The organism is Streptomyces sp. NBC_00996 (assembly GCF_045162675.1).
Lineage (GTDB): Bacteria > Actinomycetota > Actinomycetes > Streptomycetales > Streptomycetaceae > Streptomyces.
In genome coordinates this window covers 10,131,085-10,149,097 of the sequence record NZ_CP108723.1, presented here as the reverse complement: position 1 = coordinate 10,149,097, position 18,013 = coordinate 10,131,085, and the positions used below count along the sequence as shown (strand labels likewise).

Here is an 18,013-nt window from a genome sequence, read left to right as displayed (position 1 = left end):
CCGACCGTCCGGTCAGGTCCCCCACAGCCCGCGCCTGCGGTAACCCGCCTCCCAGAACAGGCGGTTGAGTACGCGGACGGGCGGGGGCAGCGCACCGAGGAACGCGGAGCGGTCGGCGGGCGGGATGCCGTCGACGATCCACGGTACGAAGACGGCGGCCCCGCGCATGCCCTGCGTCTCGCGCATACGTCCGGTGAAGGCGCCCCAGTCCGCGGGCGTCAGCACCTCCTGGATGAGCGGCAGGGCGCTCGCCTCCTCGTGCGCGAGGTGGTCGTCGAGGGTCGTGGCCAACGCGTGGACCAGTTCGGCGAGTTCGGCCGACCGGTTCCTGAGGGCCGCGTCCACGGCGGTGAGCTGCGGGTCGAGGCGGGCGTGCTCCGCCTCCATCTCCGTGAGGAGGGCGATGTCCCGGGGGCGACCCTCGGCCTTGCGCTGCACCCGGGGCCACAGCTCGCTGTCCTCGGCGGTGTGGTGGATGTGCAGCTGGTGCGTGAAGTTGTCCCAGCCGGCGCGGACTTGGGGGGTGAAGGCGGTGCCGTCGGCGACAGCCTTGCCGAGGCGGTCCAGGTCGCGCCGGAACGCGTCGTGGGCGGCATACATGACGGTGAGGTCGATACTCATGAGGTGACTTCCTCCAGTTCGGGCTCATACACGGGCAGTGCGTGCGGGTTGGCGGAGTGGCCGCGGTGTCGGCGCAGGGCGAGGCAGGCGAGCACGCCGGTCAGCACGACGAAGGCGGAGACGAGGATCGCGGGTCCCATCGCGTCCACGAAGCCGCGGCCGAAGACCTGGCCGCCGGGCTCCCGCATGCGGTCGGCGACGTCGTGCGGCAGTCCGGACGCGGCACCGGCCGACTGCCGGGCGTTCACGTCGGACTCGGCCTTGGAGAAGGCGGCGACGAAGCCGTCACGGTAGGCGACGGGCAGCTGTCCGGCGCGCTGCCGCGCCTGATCGGGGAGCGCGTTCGCGAGCTGGGCCTGGAGCACGGCGCCGACGACGGCGCCCGCGAGCACCGAACCGACCTGCCGCAGCGCGTTGTTGACGCCCGAGGCGGCACCTGCCAGGCGGGCCGCTGGGTTGCGCATGACCTCCGTGGCCATCGGGGCGAAGGTGCAGCCGGCGCCCAGTCCGGCCAGGAAGAGCGGGAAGGCGACCGCCGTCCGGCCCGAACCGACATCGGCCGCGGCCACGATCCAGATCAGCGCGACCGCCCGGGCGAGCAGGCCGGTCGCGACTGCGCCCCACATGCCCATCGCGGCGCCCCGCCGGTCGACCGGGAACACCTCGGCGGTGACCGGCAGGGTGTGCGGCATGAGCAGCGCCGCCCCGAGACCCTGCACCGCATGGGTTGCCATGCCATCTCTTGAACACGATGTGTGTCTCCTCGTGCCGAAACATCGGACTCGCGTTCAAGAGGGCGGCCGCGACGGCCGGTGTGACGCGAGAGCAGCCCCCTGAGACGTACGTCACATTTCGCCGTCCGCTGTCACATTCGCGCCCCCTTTTCCCCTCGCAGTAGTGAGCGCAACAAGGGAGGCAAGGCATGTCCGAAAGCCCCGAGGCGGGCATCGACGGCGCGACGCGGGTCTTCGTCGACCACCGCGAGCTGCTGTTCGCGATCGTCTACAACATGCTCGGCAGCGTCGCCGACACCGACGACGTGCTCCAGGAGACCTGGCTGTCCTGGCAGGGCCGCGCCGACCGCTCTCCGCTCGACGGAATCACCAACCCGCGCGCCTACCTCGTCCGGATCGCCGTGAACCACGCGCTGGCACGCCGCGCCGCCATCACCCGCCGCCGCGAGACCTACGTCGGCCCTTGGCTGCCGGAGCCCCTGCTCGACGAGCCCGCCCCCGCGGACTCCGCCGACGACCGGACCCTGCGGGCCGAGTCGGTGTCGCTGGCAATGCTCGTGGTCCTGGAGTCGCTGACCCCGCTGGAGCGGGCGGTGTTCGTCCTCAACGAGGTGTTCGGCTACCCGCACACCGAGATCGCGGGGGTCATCGACCGCAGTCCCGCCGCGGTGCGTCAGCTCGCACACCGCGCCCGGGAGCACGTGCACGCCCGCCGTCCGCTGTACCGGGCGCATCCCCGGGTACGCCGGCAGGCGACCGAACGCTTCGTGGAGGCCGCGCTCGGCGGTGACATCGCCGCGCTGATGGAGATCCTCGCGCCCGACGTGACGGTGTGGACGGACGGCGGCGGCAAGGCACGCCCGGCCGGGCTGCGCCCCGTGCACGGCCGGGACAAGGCGGCACGCCTGTTCGCCGGCTATGCCACGCGTCGCGCGACGCACCTCGACATCCGCTACCGCCGCGTCAACGGCGACGACTCCGCGGTGATCTTCGAGGGCGAGTCCCCGTACGCCGTCATGGTCATGGACCTCACCCCGGACGGCGAGCAGGTCTCCGACGTCTACATCGTCACCAACCCCGAGAAGCTCACGCACCTACGAAGGGACGAAGACGCCGAGGAGCCGGAAGGAGAGCACGCGTGACGACCGTCGAAGGGCCCGCCTCGCGCCCGATCGAGAAAGCGTCCGCAGGCGAGCGCATATCCGGGAAGGCGCCCACCGGAGACCGCCGGGCCGCGAAGGCGTCCTCCGGCGAGCGCGTGGCCGACTGGTTCGACGGCCGTCTCGGCGTCTACTCGCTCGGCAAGCAGTACCTGCGCAAGGTCTTCCCGGACCACTGGTCCTTCCTGCTGGGCGAAATCTGCCTCTACAGCTTCGTCGTTCTCGTCCTCACCGGCGTCTACCTCACCCTGTTCTTCCATCCGTCGATGAACGAGGTGGTCTACCACGGCAGTTATGTCCCGCTGAACGGCATCCGAATGTCGGAGGCGTACGCCTCGACCCTGGACATCAGCTTCGATGTGCGCGGCGGACTGCTGATCCGGCAGATCCACCACTGGGCCGCGCTGATCTTCCTCGGCGCGATGCTGACGCACATGATGCGGCACTTCTTCACCGGCTCGTTCCGCAGGCCCCGCGAGGTGAACTGGCTGTTCGGCTGGACGCTGCTGCTGCTCGGCATGTTCGAGGGCCTGTTCGGCTACTCGCTGCCGGACGATCTGCTGTCGGGCACCGGACTGCGGTTCGTGGACGGGGCCATCCTGTCGATGCCGATCGTCGGCACCTATCTGTCGTTCTTCATTTTCGGCGGGGAGTTCCCCGGTCATGACGTCGTGGCCCGCTTCTACTCGCTGCACGTCCTGCTGATCCCGGGCATCATGGCGGCCCTCGTCGTCGCCCACCTGATCCTGGTCGTGTACCACAAGCACACGCAGTTCGGCGGGCCGGGAAAGACCGAACGCAACGTCGTGGGCACCCCGTTCATGCCGGTCTACATGGCGAAGGCAGGTGGCTTCTTCTTCCTGGTGTTCGGTGTCATCGCACTGATCTCGGCGGTCGCGACCATCAACCCCGTCTGGGCGTACGGCCCCTACCGTGCCGACCAGGTGTCGACGGGAGCCCAGCCGGACTGGTACCTGGGCTTCGCGGAGGGGCTGGTCCGGGTCATGCCGGGCTGGGAGATCACCGTGGCGGGGCACACGCTCGTGCTCGGCGTGCTCATCCCCGTCGTCGTCTTCCCGCTGCTCCTGGTCCTCATCGGCGTCTACCCGTTCGTCGAGTCCTGGACCACGGTCGACCGGGGCGAGCACCATCTGCTGGACCGCCCGCGCAACCGGCCGATCCGTACGTCGCTCGGGACGGCGTGGATCAGCCTCTATCTGATCCTGCTCGCGGGCGGCGGCAACGACATCGTGGCGACACGCTTCCATCTGTCGATCAACACGGTGACCTGGTCGGTGCGGATCGCCCTGATCGTGGTACCGGTCGTCGTCTTCGTCGTGACCCGCCGGATCTGCCTGGGACTGCAGCAGCGGGACCGTGAGCTGGTGGCGCACGGCCGTGCGACAGGCGTTGTCAAGCGCCTGCCGCACGGCGAGTACGTCGAGGTGCACCGCCCGCTCAGCCGTGCCGAACTGCACACCCTGACCGAGCACACCCGACGGCTGCCGTCAGCCGACCGGGACCTCCAGGCGGCTGATCCGCAACCCGCCGTCGGCGGCCCCAGGGTGCCCGCCGGCCATGAGGAGACGGAGCCGTGAACCGCGTACCGCGTCGAAGGTGATCACCTTCTTGTGCCCGTACTCGCCGCTCATCGTCCAGGAGGCGAGGTTGTTGTCGTACGAGGAGGTCGCGCGCCTGCCGGGGGTGTGGTTCTCGCCCGTGTTGAGGTGCTCCGGTTCCTGGTACGCGCCGCGGGTCGAGGTCTCGGACGACGACTCCGACTCGAAAAGGAACAGGTGCGGATAGGCGGCGTGCAGGGCGTCCACCGACTTGGCGGTGTTGTAGTTGAGGCCGAGCCCGTCCAGTTTGGCGAGCATGAGGTCGGCCGCGGAGCCCTTCGTGGGGACACGGCGGTACTTGTCCGAGCCGATGACCAGCGGTCGGGTGTCGTCCTCGGCCTTGATGGCGCCGATGATCCGGTCGGCCATGGCGAGCCCGGCGGTGGACGTGGAGTCGGGGACCTCGTTGCCCATGGACCACAGGACCACGGCAGGCGAGTTGCGGGCCGCGAGGACCATCTCGGTGGTGTCCTTCTCGCACCACTCGTCGAAGAACCGGCCGTAGTCGTAGGTCGTCTTGCCGGTCCGCCAGCAGTCGAACGCCTCCACCATCATCACGATGCCCAGCTCCTCGCAGACCTGGATCATCTGCGGCGAGGGCGGATTGTGGGAGGTCCGGAAGGCGTTGACGCCCATCGACTTCATGATGGTCATCTGCCGGCGCACGGCGTCGACGCTGATCGCCGCCCCGAGCGCGCCCTGGTCATGGTGCAGGTCGACGCCCTTGATCTTGGCGTGGGCGCCGTTGAGGTGGAAGCCCTCGTCCGGGTCGAAGCGGAACTGCCGGATGCCGAAGGGGGTGCGGTAGGAGTCGACTGCCTCGCCACCGATCCGCAGTTCCGTCTCCACGGTGTAGCGGTGGTTCGGGGTCGCGAAGTCCCACAACTTCGGCTTTTCGACGGTGAGTTCGTGCGTCTCGTCCGTCCGGTCGCCGACCGTGACCGTGGTGGCCGTACGGCCGTCGGGGTCGACGATCCGTGAGATCACCTCGACATCGGCAGACGCACCGGCTTCGTTGACGACGGTCGTGCGCACCCGTACCAGTGCCCGCTCCGCGATGATGTCCGGCGTCGTGACGTACGTGCCCCACCGCTGGACGTGGACCGGCTCGGTGACCACCAGGCGGGCGTCGCGGTAGATGCCGCTGCCCGAGTACCAGCGGCTGCTGGGGAGCTGGTTCTGGACCTTGACGGCGATGACGTTGGCCGTGGCGCCGTCCGTGTGCAGCAGGTCGGTGAGGTCGAAGGCGGATCCCGTGTATCCATAGGGGTGGCGGCCGACCTCCTTGCCGTTGCAGTACACGTGGGCGTCCATGTAGACACCGTCGAACTCCACGGAGATCCGTTTGCCGGCGAGGGCGGGCGGCAGCGTGAAGGCGGTGCGTTACCAGCCGAGGCCGCCGGGGAAGAAGCCGGTGCCGCTGGTGGTGCCGTGCTCCGTGGTGGGTGTCTGCTCAATGCTCCAGTCGTGGGGTACGGCCACCTGGCGCCACGCCGAGTCGTCGTAGCCGGGCTGCGCGGCGCCCTCGTACGCGCCCGTGGGGTCGGTGATGCCGCCCGGGTCGACCAGCGCGAAGCGCCAGCCGTCGCACAGCTCGACCGTGCGGCGCCCTCCGGATCGCCCGGAGGGCGCAGCCCAGGCGTCGGCGGCGCCGGAGAGTGCGCCGGCCGCGGGTACGACCGTTCCGGCGATCAATACCGATCTTCGATGACCGTCATGGCAGCCCTCCCTCATCAGGGCCCATAAGTCATCACAACTGATCGTGAACAAACAGATTCTGACGGGGTGACACATGCGGCCGTCAAGGGTCCGGCAGTCACTTCCGCCACGCACCTCACTTCGGCCGGAAATCCACCTTGCGGATGTGCCGCGTCGGCGGTCCTGGTTCCGGGGTGCGGAGGGCTTCCAGCCACTAGGCTGGAAGCCGAGTGACGCGCTTGTTCACTGTGAGTGTGCGCAATGGAGTGGCGACGATGAGCCCGGTCCACCCCCTCGACGAGGCCGCCACGGCACGGGCAGTCATCGACGAGAACGGCACCCTGGTCCTCTGGAACGAGGGGGCCCGCCGACTGCTGGGGTACGCACCGGAGGAGGTCGAGGGCCGCCCCGCCGCGGATCTGCTGGACTGCGCGGACGGCACCACCCCTTCCGAACCCACTGGTACCCGTTGGAGCGGCACCCTCCCCCTGCGTCACCGCGACGGACGCACCCTCCCGGTGTGGCTGCTCGCTCATCGCAGCGGAACGAAGGGCCAGTGGCTCTTGGTCACCCCGCTGCACGGCGAGGACCAGCGCGCCTACGACGACCCGCTGATCAGGGCCGTGCTCACGCAGTCGCCGTGCGCCATGGCGATCTACGACGAGCGGCTGCGCCTGTACGGGCTGAACGAGGCGATGGCCGAGGTGATCGGCCTCCCGGAGGCCCGCGTCCGAGGCCTCAGGATCTCCGAGATAGGCGACAAGCCGGAGAGCGAACAGCTCGAAGAAAGCCTGCACGACGTGCTCGTCTCGGGCGAGGGGCGCGACGTGGAGACCTACATGCGCACGGGCGGTGAGAACCGCGCGCACGCCTGGCTGGCCAGGATCGCCCCGCTCACCGACGCCGAAGGACACGTGCGCGGCGTGTGTCTGGCCGCACACGACGTCACCGAGCAGTACCGGGCCCGGGAGCGGCTGCAGCTGGTCAACGAGGCCAGCGTGCGCATCGGCAGCACCCTCGACGTCACCCGAACGGCCCAGGAGCTCGCCGACGTCTGTGTGCCGGCTCTCGCGGACTTCGTCAGCGTCGACCTGCTCGATCCGCCGGAACACGGGGGCGAGCCGCACGCCGAGCCGCCGAGCGCCCCGATCACGCTGCGCCGCGTCGCCCATCGATCGGTGAACCCGGGCTCTCCCGAGGCGGTCGTCACGCTCGGCGCGGTCGACGTCTACCCCTCCGCCTCACCGCAGGCCGACTCGCTGATCGCCGGCCGGACGATCGTGGCACCGGACACCACCACCACGCTGGAGCAGTGGCTGGCCTGGGACGAACGCCGGTGGGAGCGCATTGCGAAGTGCGGCATCCACACCACCATGTCGGTGCCCATCCAGGCCCGGGGCCAGACCCTGGGCGTCGCGGTGCTCACCCGGTTCCGGCAGCCCGGCCCCTTCACCTCCGACGACGTCCTGCTCGCCGAGGAGATCACGGCCAGGGCCGCCGTGTGCATCGACAACGCCCGGCGCTTCTCCCGCGAGCGTGAGACCGCGTTGGCCCTGCAGCGCAGCCTGCTCCCCCAGTCGCTGCCCAGGACGGCGGCGCTGGAGGCGGCCTCGCGCTACCTCCCCGCGGCGCGCGCCGGGGTGGGCGGCGACTGGTTCGACCTGATCCCGCTGTCCGGGATGCGGGTCGCGATGGTCGTCGGCGACGTCGTCGGCCACGGTATCCAGGCCTCGGCGACCATGGGGCGGCTGCGCACCGCCGTCCGCACACTCGCCGACATCGACCTGGCGCCGGACGAGCTGCTCACCCACCTGGACGACCTCGTCGTGCGACTGTCCGAGGATGCCGGGGTCGAAGGCGCCACCGGTGAGGTCGGCGCCACCTGCCTGTACGCGGTGTACGACCCGGTCTCCCGGCGCTGCACCCTCGCCGCGGCAGGGCATCCACCGCCCTTCATCGTCCCTCCTGACGGCCTGCCCCGGCAGATCGAGCACCCGCCCGGACCGCCGCTGGGCCTGGGCGGACTGCCGTTCGAGTCCGTGGAACTCGAGCTGCGTGAGGGCACGGTACTGGCGCTGTTCACCAACGGGCTGATCGAGAGCCGCGGACGGGAATCCGACGTCGGCTACCAGTTGCTGTCCCGGGCCCTGGAGCAATCGTCCCACTCCCTGGAATGGGCATGTCACGCGATCCTGCAGGCGCTGCTCCCCGTGGGCGGCGCGCAGGACGACGTGGCTCTGCTGCTCGCCCGTACCCACGGACTGGCCCCCTCCCAGGTGGCGACCTGGGACATTCCCGCCCACCCCGCCCTCGTGGCGCCGATGCGCAAGCAGGCGGTCGAGCAGCTGGACACCTGGGGGCTCAGCGAGGCGACGTTCACGGCCGAACTCGTGGTGAGCGAACTGGTCACCAACGCGATCCGGTACGGCGATCCGCCCATACGGCTGCGCCTCATCCAGGACGCCGCCATCCTCATCTGCGAGGTTTCCGACGGCAGCCACACCGCCCCGCATCTGCGCCGGGCGAAGACCTTCGACGAGGGCGGCCGCGGACTGCTCCTCGTAGCCCAGCTCACCCAGCGCTGGGGCAGTCGGCACACCGCGGAGGGCAAGACCATCTGGGCGGAGATCTCACTGATCGGCGAGGACTGACGGCCTCGTCGTGGCGGCCGGCGCCCAGTGCCGACGAGCCGCCGGAGGTACCGCTGTTCGCGCTGGTCACCGTGGGCTGCACGCTGGAGGGGTTCGTCCTCGCCTCGGCTCTCGGGATCGATCCGGCGTGGTCCGCGGCGGCGGGGGCCCTGGTGCTCGCCACCCGCGCTCTCGTCCGGCGCCGCGCCACCGCGCTGACCGTGGTGCGGGCCGCCGCACCCTCGTTCCTCGCCTTCGTCCTCGCGCTGGGCATCGTCGTACGGGCGGTGGTCGACAACGGACTCGCCGACGCCCTCGACGCCCTGCTCCCCCCCACGGCAGCAGCCTGCCCGCGCTGCTCGGTATCGCGGCACTCGCCGCCGTGCTGGCCAACCTCATCAACAATCTGCCCGCGGTCCTCGTCCTGCTGCCGCTGGCCGCCGTATCGGGCCCCGGTGCCGTGCTGGCCGTGCTGCTGGGGGTCAACATCGGGCCCAATCTGACCTACGCGGGTTCCCTGGCGACCCTGCTGTGGCGGCGTATCGTGCACCAACACGAACACGGCGTCGACCTAAAGGAGTTCACCCGGCTCGGTCTGATCGCCGTGCCTGCCGCGCTGGTCCCTGCCGTACTGGCACTGCGGATCTCGCTCCACATCATCGGAGGCTGATGGGCATGCGGGTGATCGTCTGGCTGGTCGAGGGAACGTGGCCCGCGTGCGTGGACGCCGTACGCGGGCACGCACCACACGCCGCGGACGTGGTCCTGCTGCACGTCACCGAACCCGGCGTGCCCGGACTCGCACACGGGGCCTTCGCCGGCCTGCTCGGCCGCGGACACTCCGAGCCCGACCCCGGTGACCGGCTGGAAACCCTCGGCACCACCTCGGCCGCGCAGCTCCTCGACGCGGCGGCCGAGCGGCTGGGCCGCCCCAGCACACGCGTCGAGCGGGCCGGGCGCGTCGAGCGGGAAGTGGTCGCCGCCGCCGAGGGCGCCGACCTGCTCGTGCTGGCCCGCGACGGTGACCGCACGCTCTGGGGCCGCACAGCCTGGGACGGGCCGGACGGTTCGTCGTCGACCACGCGCCCTGCCCGGTGCTGCTGGTCTGGCCCGAAGTGGCACCGGACGTCACGACCATCCCCCAGCCTCCGAGAGCCGTGCCGGTCCGGATCGGTCGAGATCGGAGGCCCGGAGGTCGCTACGGCGAACCTTCTCGGCGACCTGCGAAGTGCGGGCCTAGCGTGAAGCATGTGCGACACCGATGAGAAGGGATGGCCGGATGACGGTCACGGACATGGGCGGGCTTCGGCAGTTCGAGGAGAGCGGCTTCGCGGTGGTGCGCGGGCTGTTCGCCCGCGCCGAAATCGACGCCCTGTGCACGGAGTTCACCGCGCTGCAAGCCGCCGGGCCGATCCCCGGGCACTTCGAACCCCGCGCCACGGAGACCGAGGGCCCGGCCGATCCGCTGCACGCCCATCCCCGCGTCCTGCATCCGCACCGCATCAACGCCTTGTCCCTGCGCTGCCTCCTCGATCCGAGGCTGCGGAGCATCCTGGAGACCCTGCTCGGCGAGGAACCTCTCGCCGCGCAGAGCATGTTCTATTTCAAGCCACCCGGTGCCCGTGGCCAGGCGCTGCACCAGGACAACTTCTATCTGCGCGTCGAACCGGGTACCTGTGTGGCCGCTTGGATCGCCTGCGACGCGATCGACCGGGAGAACGGCGGTCTGGAGGTCGTACCGGGCACCCACCGCATGGACCTGTTCTGCCCGGAGGAGGCGGACGCGGCCCTGTCCTTCGCGCGCGAGTACGTTCCGCCGCCGCCCGGCCTCACCGCCGTCCCCGTCGACATGGCACCGGGTGACGTCCTCTTCTTCAACGGCAGCCTCGTACACGGCTCCGGCCCCAACCGCAGCCCCGACCGCTTCCGCCGCTCCTTCATCGGCCACTACGTCGGCCGCTCCACCGAGCGCATCGGCGGCTTCTACCGGACGCTGACGATGAGCGGGGATCGCGTCGCCCTGCCCGCGAGCGAGGGCGCGGGGCCGTGCGGCACGGAGTTCTCGGCGAGTGCTCCTCACTGACCCCGCGCGGTCGGCGGCGGGGCGGACGCGGTCTCCGTACCGTCGGCGAGTCCGATCACGCTGAACGGCGCGGCCCGTTGGCGTAGGGGGCTCCGTCTCCCCGCCGCGAGCTCGTCCACCGGGAGGGCCGTGAGGGCCGGTTCATGGTCCCGGCCGACGATCCCCGCATCACCGGCCGACGATCCACCGTCACCGGCCGACGATCCCCGCGTCACCAACCGGCGAACCACCGACCGGGCGCTACCCGGCGAACCCGGGAATCGCCTGGGAGGTGAAGCCGAGGATCGCGTCGGCGACCGCCCTGGGGTTCTCCAGGAGCATCGCGTGGGTGCCGTCGATCTCGGCGACCGTCACCTCGGTGCGCTCGTCGGCGAGTTGAGCCAGGTCTCGGGCCAGGCCCTTGCCGTAGGCCGCCATCAGTTCGTCGAACCAGTCCATGCCCGGGATTGACGGTACGGGCCGCAGCGCGCGCCCCAGCAGTAGCGGTACGGGCACCTGGTGGAAGAGCGCGAAGAGATCGAGCGAGTCGATCGCGTCCAGCATCTCCAGTGCGTGTACGCGCTCCGGCCCCAACTCCAGTCGCCCATCCGGTCTTTCGCGCATCGAACGCAGGACGCCCGCTTCCAACAGCTCGTAGGGGATGCCCAGTTGCTCGGACATCGCACGCTGCTGGGCGAGCACAGCCTTCAGCGCCTCGGCGGGAAGCCGCTCGCCCGACACCGTCGCCGCCAGCTTCCGCACCTCGGCGAGCCGCTCTTCGACGTATGCCGGCTCCAGGCCCACGTACTGGTCGAGGCGGCCCCATGCGTATCCGTCGAGATTCACCGCGCCGGGCGTGACCTCCGGATGCTCCAGTGCGTGAAGCACCGCGATCATCCCGCCGAGGGAGTGTCCGACAGGCAGCGCGCCGGGGATTCCGCGCTCCTCCAGGACAGCCTCGATGTCCCCGAGCACGTGGGGGAAGTCCCAGACGCCCGACGGCGACAGACCGTGTCCGCGGAGGTCCACGGCGAGTACCCGGTGGTGCGGTACGAGCAGCGGCGCGACGGCCGCCCAGTCGGCGAGGGTGCGTCCAGCGCCGTGGAGCAGGAGCAGGGGCGGGCCGTCGCCCCCGTGGTCCTGGACGGCCAGTGCGATGCGGTCTCCGATCATGTCCTGACGATAGAGCTCGGTTCCGGGTTCCCTGAGGAGCTTGAACGGGGGCAGGGGTCCGCCGGAGAACTGCTGCGGCCGTCCGATGCCAGGAGGCCGAGGTCGACGGCCACCCAGACCACCGGGGCGGCCCGCCGTGCGACGCGCCGCAACTATCCCGCGGCCAGGGGAGCGGAGTTGAGTTCGCGTACCAACTGCGGGGTGAGCAGTTCGCCGGCGCGGTCGGCGAGGACGGCCATTTCGTAGCCGACCAGGCCGACGTCGCACCTGTCGGCGGCGAGGACACCGAGGCAGCTTCCGTCGCGGATGCGACCGACCATGAGGAAGCCCCCGAGCATTTCGATCATGACGAGCTTCATGCCTCGGAAGCCGTGCGCCGTCGCTGCGTTCTGGGCGAGGCTGGTGATGCCGGAGACGACGGCGGCGAGGTGATCGGCGCGATCTCGGCCGAGGCTGTCCGAGGCGGCCATGAGCAGGCCGTCGGAGGAGACGGCGACGGCATCGGTGACGCCGTCGGCGGTGCGTACGAACTCCGAGATGAGCCAGCCGAAATTCTGGACGGCGGTGGTCACGATGACGCTCCTTGTGTGCTTTGGGCCTCGGCACGGGCGACACCTGCTCGGAAGCCGTTGAGCAGGGACGAGACAGCGGGCCTGACGGGCAGGGGTGAGGTGGAGGGGCCCTCCGCGGGGGCGAGCAGGCGCCCTGGGAGGGCGAGGAGTGCGGACAGGCCGCCGCCGGTGGTGTCGAAGAGGTGGACTTGGGCGCCTTCACCGAGGCGGTGGGCGAGTCGGCCGACGACGAGGTGGCCGAGGAACCGGGTGGGTGCGGCGAGGAGGGCTTCCTCGCCGGCGTCGGAGAGGCGGGCGTTGGCCCGTTCCTTGTCGGCTTCGGACATGCCGATGCCGTGGTCGACGACAGCGAAGCAGTACGTGTCGTCCTCGGTGTCGTACCAGCCGTGCACCTCGACCGGTTCGTTCGGTGGCGAGAAAGTCAGCCCGTTCTCGATGAGTTCGGCAAGGAGGTGGGCAACATCGGCGACGGCGTGCCCGCGCACCCGCACCGGCTCCACGGTCGCGATCAGGACCCGCCGGTAGTGCTCCACTTCGGCGACGGCGGACTGGACGACTTCCAGGCCGCCGGCAGGTGCTGCCGTCGGCCGTGGCGAATTCTGCCCGGCCAGGACCAGAAGGCTCTCGGCGTTGCGTCGCATACGAGTGGCGAGGTGGTCGAGTTCGAAGAGTTCGGCGAGGGCGTCCGGGTCGAGTTCCTGACGTTCCAGGCGGGTGATGAGGCTGAGTTGACGACGTACGAGGTTCTGGTTGCGGCGGCCGAGATTGGCGAGCGATTCAGTGGTGTTACGGCGCAGCCCGGCCTGCTGGGCGGCCAGGTGGAGGGCGGTGTGTTCCACCTGGTGCAGGGACGCTGCGACCTCGGCGATCTCCGCCGCGCCGCCCAGCAGCCGTGCATCGGGGTGGTCCGGCGCGTCCGCCGGCGGACGGAGCTCAACATGGTCCTGCGGGGACTGCTGGATACGGGCGACGGTTGCGGGCAGCCGGTGCCGTGCCACGTCGTGGGCGGTCTCGGCGAGCGCGCCGAGCGGGCGCGTGAGGGAACGAGAGGCAAAAGCGGCGAGGGCCGCGACGAGGGCGGCCATGAGCGCTCCCGCGACGAGATAGGCGGCAAGACCGATCTCGGCATCGTGGCTGAGCCGGTCGGCCCGATCCCTTGCGTCGTCACCGACGGACTGCTGGACGGCATACAGGTCGTCGACGAGTACGGTCATCGCATCCCACCAGGCACCGGCGTCGACGCGCAGCGCGGAGCCGTCAGCGGCGTCTTCCGCCCGGTTCTCGTAGGCGGTGGCGCGTTCGGCGTCCTCGGTGCCGAAGGCGTTCTTCACGGCCGCGCGCTGAAGTGCGGTGGCGATCTGCCGGAAACGGGCGAGGGCGGCGACGCGCGTGGCACGTACCTCGGTGAAGGTGAGGTACTCACGGCCGTGAAAGCCGCCTTTGGCGAATACGCCGTTGAGGAAGCCGCGTTCGAGAGCGACTGACTCCTTGGCCGCGGCCAGTTCCCGCAACGCCGCCAGCCCGTCACGCAGTTGACGGTCGGCGCCGGTCGCGGTTTCCGCTACCGGGTCGACGGCGTTGAGGGCGTCGACGGCGGTGGTGTAGAAGGTCAGGGTCGCGGCCCGGTCCGCGGTGTCCGTGTCGGCGCCCGGCTGCGGGGGGCGGCCGCCCTTGTCGGCAGCGGCACGGATGTCGGCAAGGCGCTGCAAGTGCCGCTGGATGACATCCTCGACAGCGCTTTCGGGGCGCATTGCGCGCAGCGCTGTGTCAACGCGCTTGCGAGTGGCGGCGAGCGGTGAGCGGAACTCCTCCTCACCTCCTAACAGACCATTGGTCAGGCCGCGTTCGCGTTGCAGCTGGTGCACCAGGGCCTGGATTCGCAGGCTGAGGCCAACCTCCGAACGGGTCGCCCGGGCGTCGCCGAGGGCCTCGGCGCGGTCGTACACGGCCAGACCGGCCACCGTCAGCAGCAGGCAGATCGGGACCGTGATGACCACCGCCACACGGCCCCTGATACTGCGCCAGCCAGGCATCGGCCGACGGCCCGTGGACGTTCGACCACCACTGCGACGGCGCCCTGAACGACCCTTGCCTAAACCGCTCTTGCCGATCGCGCCGAGCCTGCCGGGCACCGACCGTACTGGCGTCCACACCCTCATGGTCACGAAGCTAGTCCGACCGCCGTAGCGGCCGGTTTCCGACCTGTTAGGCCGCGTGGGAGATTCAGTTGCGCCGCCCTCACACCGCGGGCCAGGAGACTGTGACCGCGGATGACAAGACGGGCGGTCGACATCAGAAGCAAGTGGTGTCAGGCACCGCCCGCTGTCCCGCGGACCAGGGGCTGTCACCGCCCGCTGCCCAGCGGACCAGGAGCGTGGTCGGTGCACGGCGTGGCCCCGCGGTCACGGCGTCCGGGCCGTCCTTGATGGCCCCGTTCGACGGGGGTTGATGACGATCACTCGATCCCGAGGGGCCCGATGCCCAGGTCCTCACGCATGAGGCGACGCATCTGAGCCATGGCCGTGCGCCGCTGCGCTATCAGGGGCGTTTCCTCGGCGGAGCCGACAGTCACCCCCCGGGCGTAGGCGTCGCGTATCGCGCGCAGTCTGTGAAACGCGTCGTTGCCCGCAGCAACGACCTGCGGCGGCCCCACGAGCCAGAGGCGCTCACTTGCCGTATAGATGCCAGTCCCGCGGACGGCTTCCCGCACGGCCGCGTCACGCGCCGACCCGGACATGTGATCGCCCAAGGCGACGGCCCGCATCTCTTCTCCCGCGGTTTTGAGGGCGGAAACGAACTCGGTGTACACCTCGCGCCGTACTTCCAGCGCGTGCCTGGCCTCCTCCCGCCGCCACCGGTTGCGATCGGCGACCAGAGTGGCTGTGATACCGATAACGGCACCGGCCAGTGTGGAAAGCAAGGGCATCCAGTCCATGTGTTGCAGCTTGTCTGAACCAATGCCGCCGGCACCAGTGGTTCTCGCGGCACACTCGGATCTGATGGTGTGACGGCCGATCCGAGTCGCGCAGAGCACCCGAACGCTATGTTGACTCCAGGTACTCGACCCAAGTCTCTCGGCACGGACGCTTCTGGATACGGACGCGATCGCGATATGGCGAGTACCGAAAGGCATGAGCACCCACCTGCACGAGTTCGGTGCCCGCGAGGGTGGGGAGTTCCGCGTCTCGCTCAGTTGCAACGCGACAGTTGGCACCGGCAAGTCGGCCCTACATACCGACACGCACGACAGCCACTTCGTGAAGCTCTTGCCGGACGAGCAGGCGGTCGAAGCGTTCGAGTTTGAGACTGCGGATCCCGCGCTTTGCGGCACGCTGACGACCACACTCACCGATGCGGGCGGCGGCACTGATGTCCTCGTTGCGCCCAAGGGGATTCCCGATGGCGTGCCTGCTGCCGAGAACGAGACGGGGACGCGCATGGCACTGGCAAACCTCGCCCAGCTCGTTCATCACCGCAGCGGTACTGGCTATCTGCGTCATCGAGCGCATCACCGCAAGGTGTTCACGGGTGAGACGATCTCGCCGTGGCCGGTGTACTACCTGGCGCAACCGGCGGGCTGAACACGACATGCGTGAACACCGAGGTATGAGCCAGGTGTGCGCGAGCTGAACAACAACGCCCGGACGCCGGCGAAGTACGGCAACCGCCGCAACCGACTCGGACCACCTTCAGGCGCCCGACTGACCAACCGAGCAGACCTCAGTGACCGCCCCACCCATTGTCCGCATCGAGGGGCGCCAGGCAACCGCCGCCCTGTGGACCATCCGTGGACACAGGGCTCCCGGATGAACGCTCATGGTCGCTCTACCAGGGCGTTCACCCGGACCGACAGGGCCTCCGGAGCCGTGCGCGCAGGTTCAAACGTTCCCTGCCCAACTCTGGAAAGGCGCCCAGCCTGCAAGAGCCGGCCTCGGTCTCGTCGGGTCCGGCTCTTTGCCGTGCCCCCGCACCGCTGCGGGATCCTAGTCATTGACCTCAATCCCGGGCGGCGAAGACATGGACCCCTCGGCCGTCTGCTCGGTTGGCCTCAGGCGTTGGGACGCTTGCCGTGATTGGCCTTCTTCTTCTTACGGCCGCGTCTCTTGTTCCCTCGCTTAGCCATGACACATATCTCCCTAATTCGGCACTTTCTACGCCTTCGTCAGTCTAGATTCGGGCTGCGGTGTCCGCATCAGCGGTGCCGCGGGCACAGCGCCCATATACCAGCGCTCCGCCTCCCCAGAGCAGTTACTGGCCTCGGTCGAATGCGCGTCGAAGCCGCCCGGACCGATCGATCACGGCGCTACCAACCGCAGGCCAGAGGCCGTGCAGGGCCCGGAACCATCAAGCGCCTTCTGGGCCCCTGACCACTCACCGCGTCATGATCTGTAGATGGATGAGCCGGAGCTTCTCCGCACGAGCGCTGCGGGCGGCGACCACGTACGAGTAGCAGCCCCCATATAGGCGCAGCACAGACGAGACGGATCTCGATGCGGCCACTATGACCAGCAGACCTCAGCGACCATCCCGCCCGTGGCTCGCACCGAGGGGTGGCCGTGCCACAGCCGCGCCACACCGGTGGGCAACGGGCTCATGCCAGGGCTTGTCGGTGTCACCGGGCGCTCCCACCGATGTGCAGCCGGGGGACGAGCTGGGGGCGGACTTCACCGGAGGGGCACACGTGCTGTGGGGACGGTCGGCGATGAAGCCGTGCCCGCGCGGGAAAGACTGGTGCGTTGTCAACAGGCCGCCCTGCCCCTCGTAGGTAGTCGGTCACCAGCCCCCTTGATCGGCGCCCCTTGCTGACCGTGATCTCAGCGGCTCCGGATCCCGAGTCTCGTACACGCGGCAAGGACACCTCCCACATTGGCGCTTGAGCACTGTCTTCAGATTCTCCGCCCGTCATGGAACGGGATCAGGGGTCCGTCGACGTCGAGGAAGAGAATGGGGCGCTCCACCGGGTGGGTCACAGCGGCACGATAACCCTGCGCGGTGGAGAGCTGACACCGCCCCTTCCAGGCACGTGGGGCAGCGCGTCATCGCCGCGCCTTCCAAATGCCTGAGCGGCGGGCCACCGGCGTCCCATCCACACGCTGTCTTGGGTCGTCCTTGGGCCGTCCGAGGCCGATCGGCTGAGGCCAACAACGGCCGTGGACGACCACTACGGAGCGGAGCAGCAACGCCCCGGCCGGCAAAACCCAGCCCAACGACGTGCCATCACCGGCCACACACGAAGGCGCCGAGTGGTAACCCATGGGGAATCACGGGGAGAAGCCGGCGTTCGCCGAGGTCGGTTCAGCCGCAGCTCAGCGACCCTCCGCAGCCTCACTCTTGCAAGGTCGTCAAGCCGTCCGTGCTGTCAGCCCGCCACAACGGTCAGCAGCCCCACTATCACCAACCCGACCCCCACAAACCCGAACTGCAGCCTCATGCGTTCAAGGCTCTTCCAGGGCGTCCCCCATCGGGTCCTGGAGTGCGGCGAAAACGTCACGTCCGCCCAGTCCCATACCCACACATCCACGCCGCGATAGCCGCATGCCACCACGGTGAAAGCGGTGCCCACGATCAGTGCGAGCACCCCACGAAGAACCACGCCGATTCCCTCCCCTGCCCCACGACCAGCGTCGTCATCGCGCCATTCTCGCAGGGGGCGCCGAGGGTGCCCTCACCTGATTTGCTCCGTCGACCGCCCTCGACGGTCGGCACCCCGTGGAAATCGACAGCTCCTCCTCGATGCACCCCTG

12 protein-coding genes and 4 pseudogenes are annotated in these 18,013 nt (G+C 69.7%); 7 read left to right on the top strand and 9 right to left on the bottom strand.

The features are described from left to right. Nucleotides 1-12: 12 nt before the first annotated feature. Nucleotides 13-621: a hemerythrin domain-containing protein gene (locus OG390_RS46985; RefSeq protein ID WP_406176644.1), complete on the bottom strand. Its 609-nt coding sequence runs from the start codon at nt 619-621 to the stop codon at nt 13-15. Next, a complete protein-coding gene (locus OG390_RS46980; RefSeq protein ID WP_406176642.1) occupies nt 618-1,355 on the bottom strand; it encodes a hypothetical protein in 738 nt (245 codons plus the stop codon). Before OG390_RS46980 ends, OG390_RS46985 begins: the two co-directional genes overlap by 4 nt. A 188-nt stretch (nt 1,356-1,543) precedes the next feature. Here OG390_RS46980 and sigJ point away from each other — a divergent pair, with 188 nt between their 5' ends. Together sigJ and OG390_RS46970 are read left to right on the top strand one after the other, a co-directional pair. Continuing rightward, nucleotides 1,544-2,497: an RNA polymerase sigma factor SigJ gene (gene sigJ / locus OG390_RS46975; RefSeq protein ID WP_406176640.1), complete on the top strand. Its 954-nt coding sequence runs from the start codon at nt 1,544-1,546 to the stop codon at nt 2,495-2,497. Between the two features lie 56 nt (nt 2,498-2,553). Continuing rightward, complete coding sequence (locus tag OG390_RS46970) at nt 2,554-4,113, top strand: cytochrome bc complex cytochrome b subunit (protein ID WP_406178286.1); 1,560 nt, start codon at nt 2,554-2,556, stop codon at nt 4,111-4,113. A 27-nt stretch (nt 4,114-4,140) separates the two neighbouring features. Here the strand turns inward: OG390_RS46970 and OG390_RS46965 are convergent. Next, nucleotides 4,141-5,868 (bottom strand): annotated as a pseudogene (locus OG390_RS46965) (glycoside hydrolase family 2 TIM barrel-domain containing protein); the annotation flags it as partial. 239 nt (nt 5,869-6,107) lie between these two features. Here OG390_RS46965 and OG390_RS46960 point away from each other — a divergent pair. The 4 genes and pseudogenes from OG390_RS46960 (at nt 6,108) to OG390_RS46945 (ending at nt 10,545) form a co-directional block, all read left to right on the top strand. Continuing rightward, on the top strand, nt 6,108-8,483 hold the full coding sequence (locus OG390_RS46960; protein WP_406176639.1) for a SpoIIE family protein phosphatase: 2,376 nt from the start codon (nt 6,108-6,110) through the stop codon (nt 8,481-8,483). A 23-nt stretch (nt 8,484-8,506) separates the two neighbouring features. After that, a pseudogene (locus tag OG390_RS46955) lies at nt 8,507-9,132 on the top strand (ArsB/NhaD family transporter); the annotation flags it as partial. A gap of 5 nt (nt 9,133-9,137) precedes the next feature. Next, a pseudogene (locus OG390_RS46950) lies at nt 9,138-9,727 on the top strand (universal stress protein). A gap of 14 nt (nt 9,728-9,741) precedes the next feature. After that, nucleotides 9,742-10,545: a phytanoyl-CoA dioxygenase family protein gene (locus OG390_RS46945; RefSeq protein WP_406176637.1), complete on the top strand. Its 804-nt coding sequence runs from the start codon at nt 9,742-9,744 to the stop codon at nt 10,543-10,545. A gap of 240 nt (nt 10,546-10,785) precedes the next feature. Here the strand turns inward: OG390_RS46945 and OG390_RS46940 are convergent, their stop codons facing one another. The 4 genes from OG390_RS46940 to OG390_RS46925 all read right to left on the bottom strand — a co-directional run bounded on the left by OG390_RS46940 (nt 10,786) and on the right by OG390_RS46925 (nt 15,204). Further along, a complete protein-coding gene (locus OG390_RS46940) occupies nt 10,786-11,697 on the bottom strand; it encodes an alpha/beta fold hydrolase (RefSeq protein ID WP_406176635.1) in 912 nt (303 codons plus the stop codon). 152 nt (nt 11,698-11,849) lie between these two features. Then, nucleotides 11,850-12,269, bottom strand: coding sequence for a roadblock/LC7 domain-containing protein (locus OG390_RS46935; protein WP_406176633.1), 420 nt, complete (start codon nt 12,267-12,269; stop codon nt 11,850-11,852). After that, nucleotides 12,266-14,272 carry a nitrate- and nitrite sensing domain-containing protein gene (locus OG390_RS46930; protein ID WP_406176631.1) on the bottom strand — a complete coding sequence of 669 codons (2,007 nt, stop codon included), beginning with the start codon at nt 14,270-14,272 and terminating at the stop codon, nt 12,266-12,268. The genes OG390_RS46935 and OG390_RS46930 overlap by 4 nt, the downstream gene beginning before the upstream one ends. A 452-nt stretch (nt 14,273-14,724) precedes the next feature. After that, nucleotides 14,725-15,204, bottom strand: coding sequence for a hypothetical protein (locus OG390_RS46925; protein ID WP_406176630.1), 480 nt, complete (start codon nt 15,202-15,204; stop codon nt 14,725-14,727). 145 nt (nt 15,205-15,349) lie between these two features. On the opposite strand from OG390_RS46925, the pseudogene OG390_RS46920 reads away from it, so the two are divergent. Then, a pseudogene (locus OG390_RS46920) lies at nt 15,350-15,850 on the top strand (SRPBCC domain-containing protein); the annotation flags it as partial. A gap of 467 nt (nt 15,851-16,317) precedes the next feature. Here OG390_RS46920 and OG390_RS46915 read toward each other — a convergent pair. Both OG390_RS46915 and OG390_RS46910 read right to left on the bottom strand, forming a co-directional pair. After that, nucleotides 16,318-16,392, bottom strand: a complete 75-nt coding sequence (locus tag OG390_RS46915; RefSeq protein WP_099504217.1) for a 50S ribosomal protein bL37 — start codon at nt 16,390-16,392, stop codon at nt 16,318-16,320. Between the two features lie 1,236 nt (nt 16,393-17,628). Further along, complete coding sequence (locus OG390_RS46910) at nt 17,629-17,847, bottom strand: hypothetical protein (RefSeq protein WP_406176628.1); 219 nt, start codon at nt 17,845-17,847, stop codon at nt 17,629-17,631. Nucleotides 17,848-18,013: the final 166 nt, after the last annotated feature.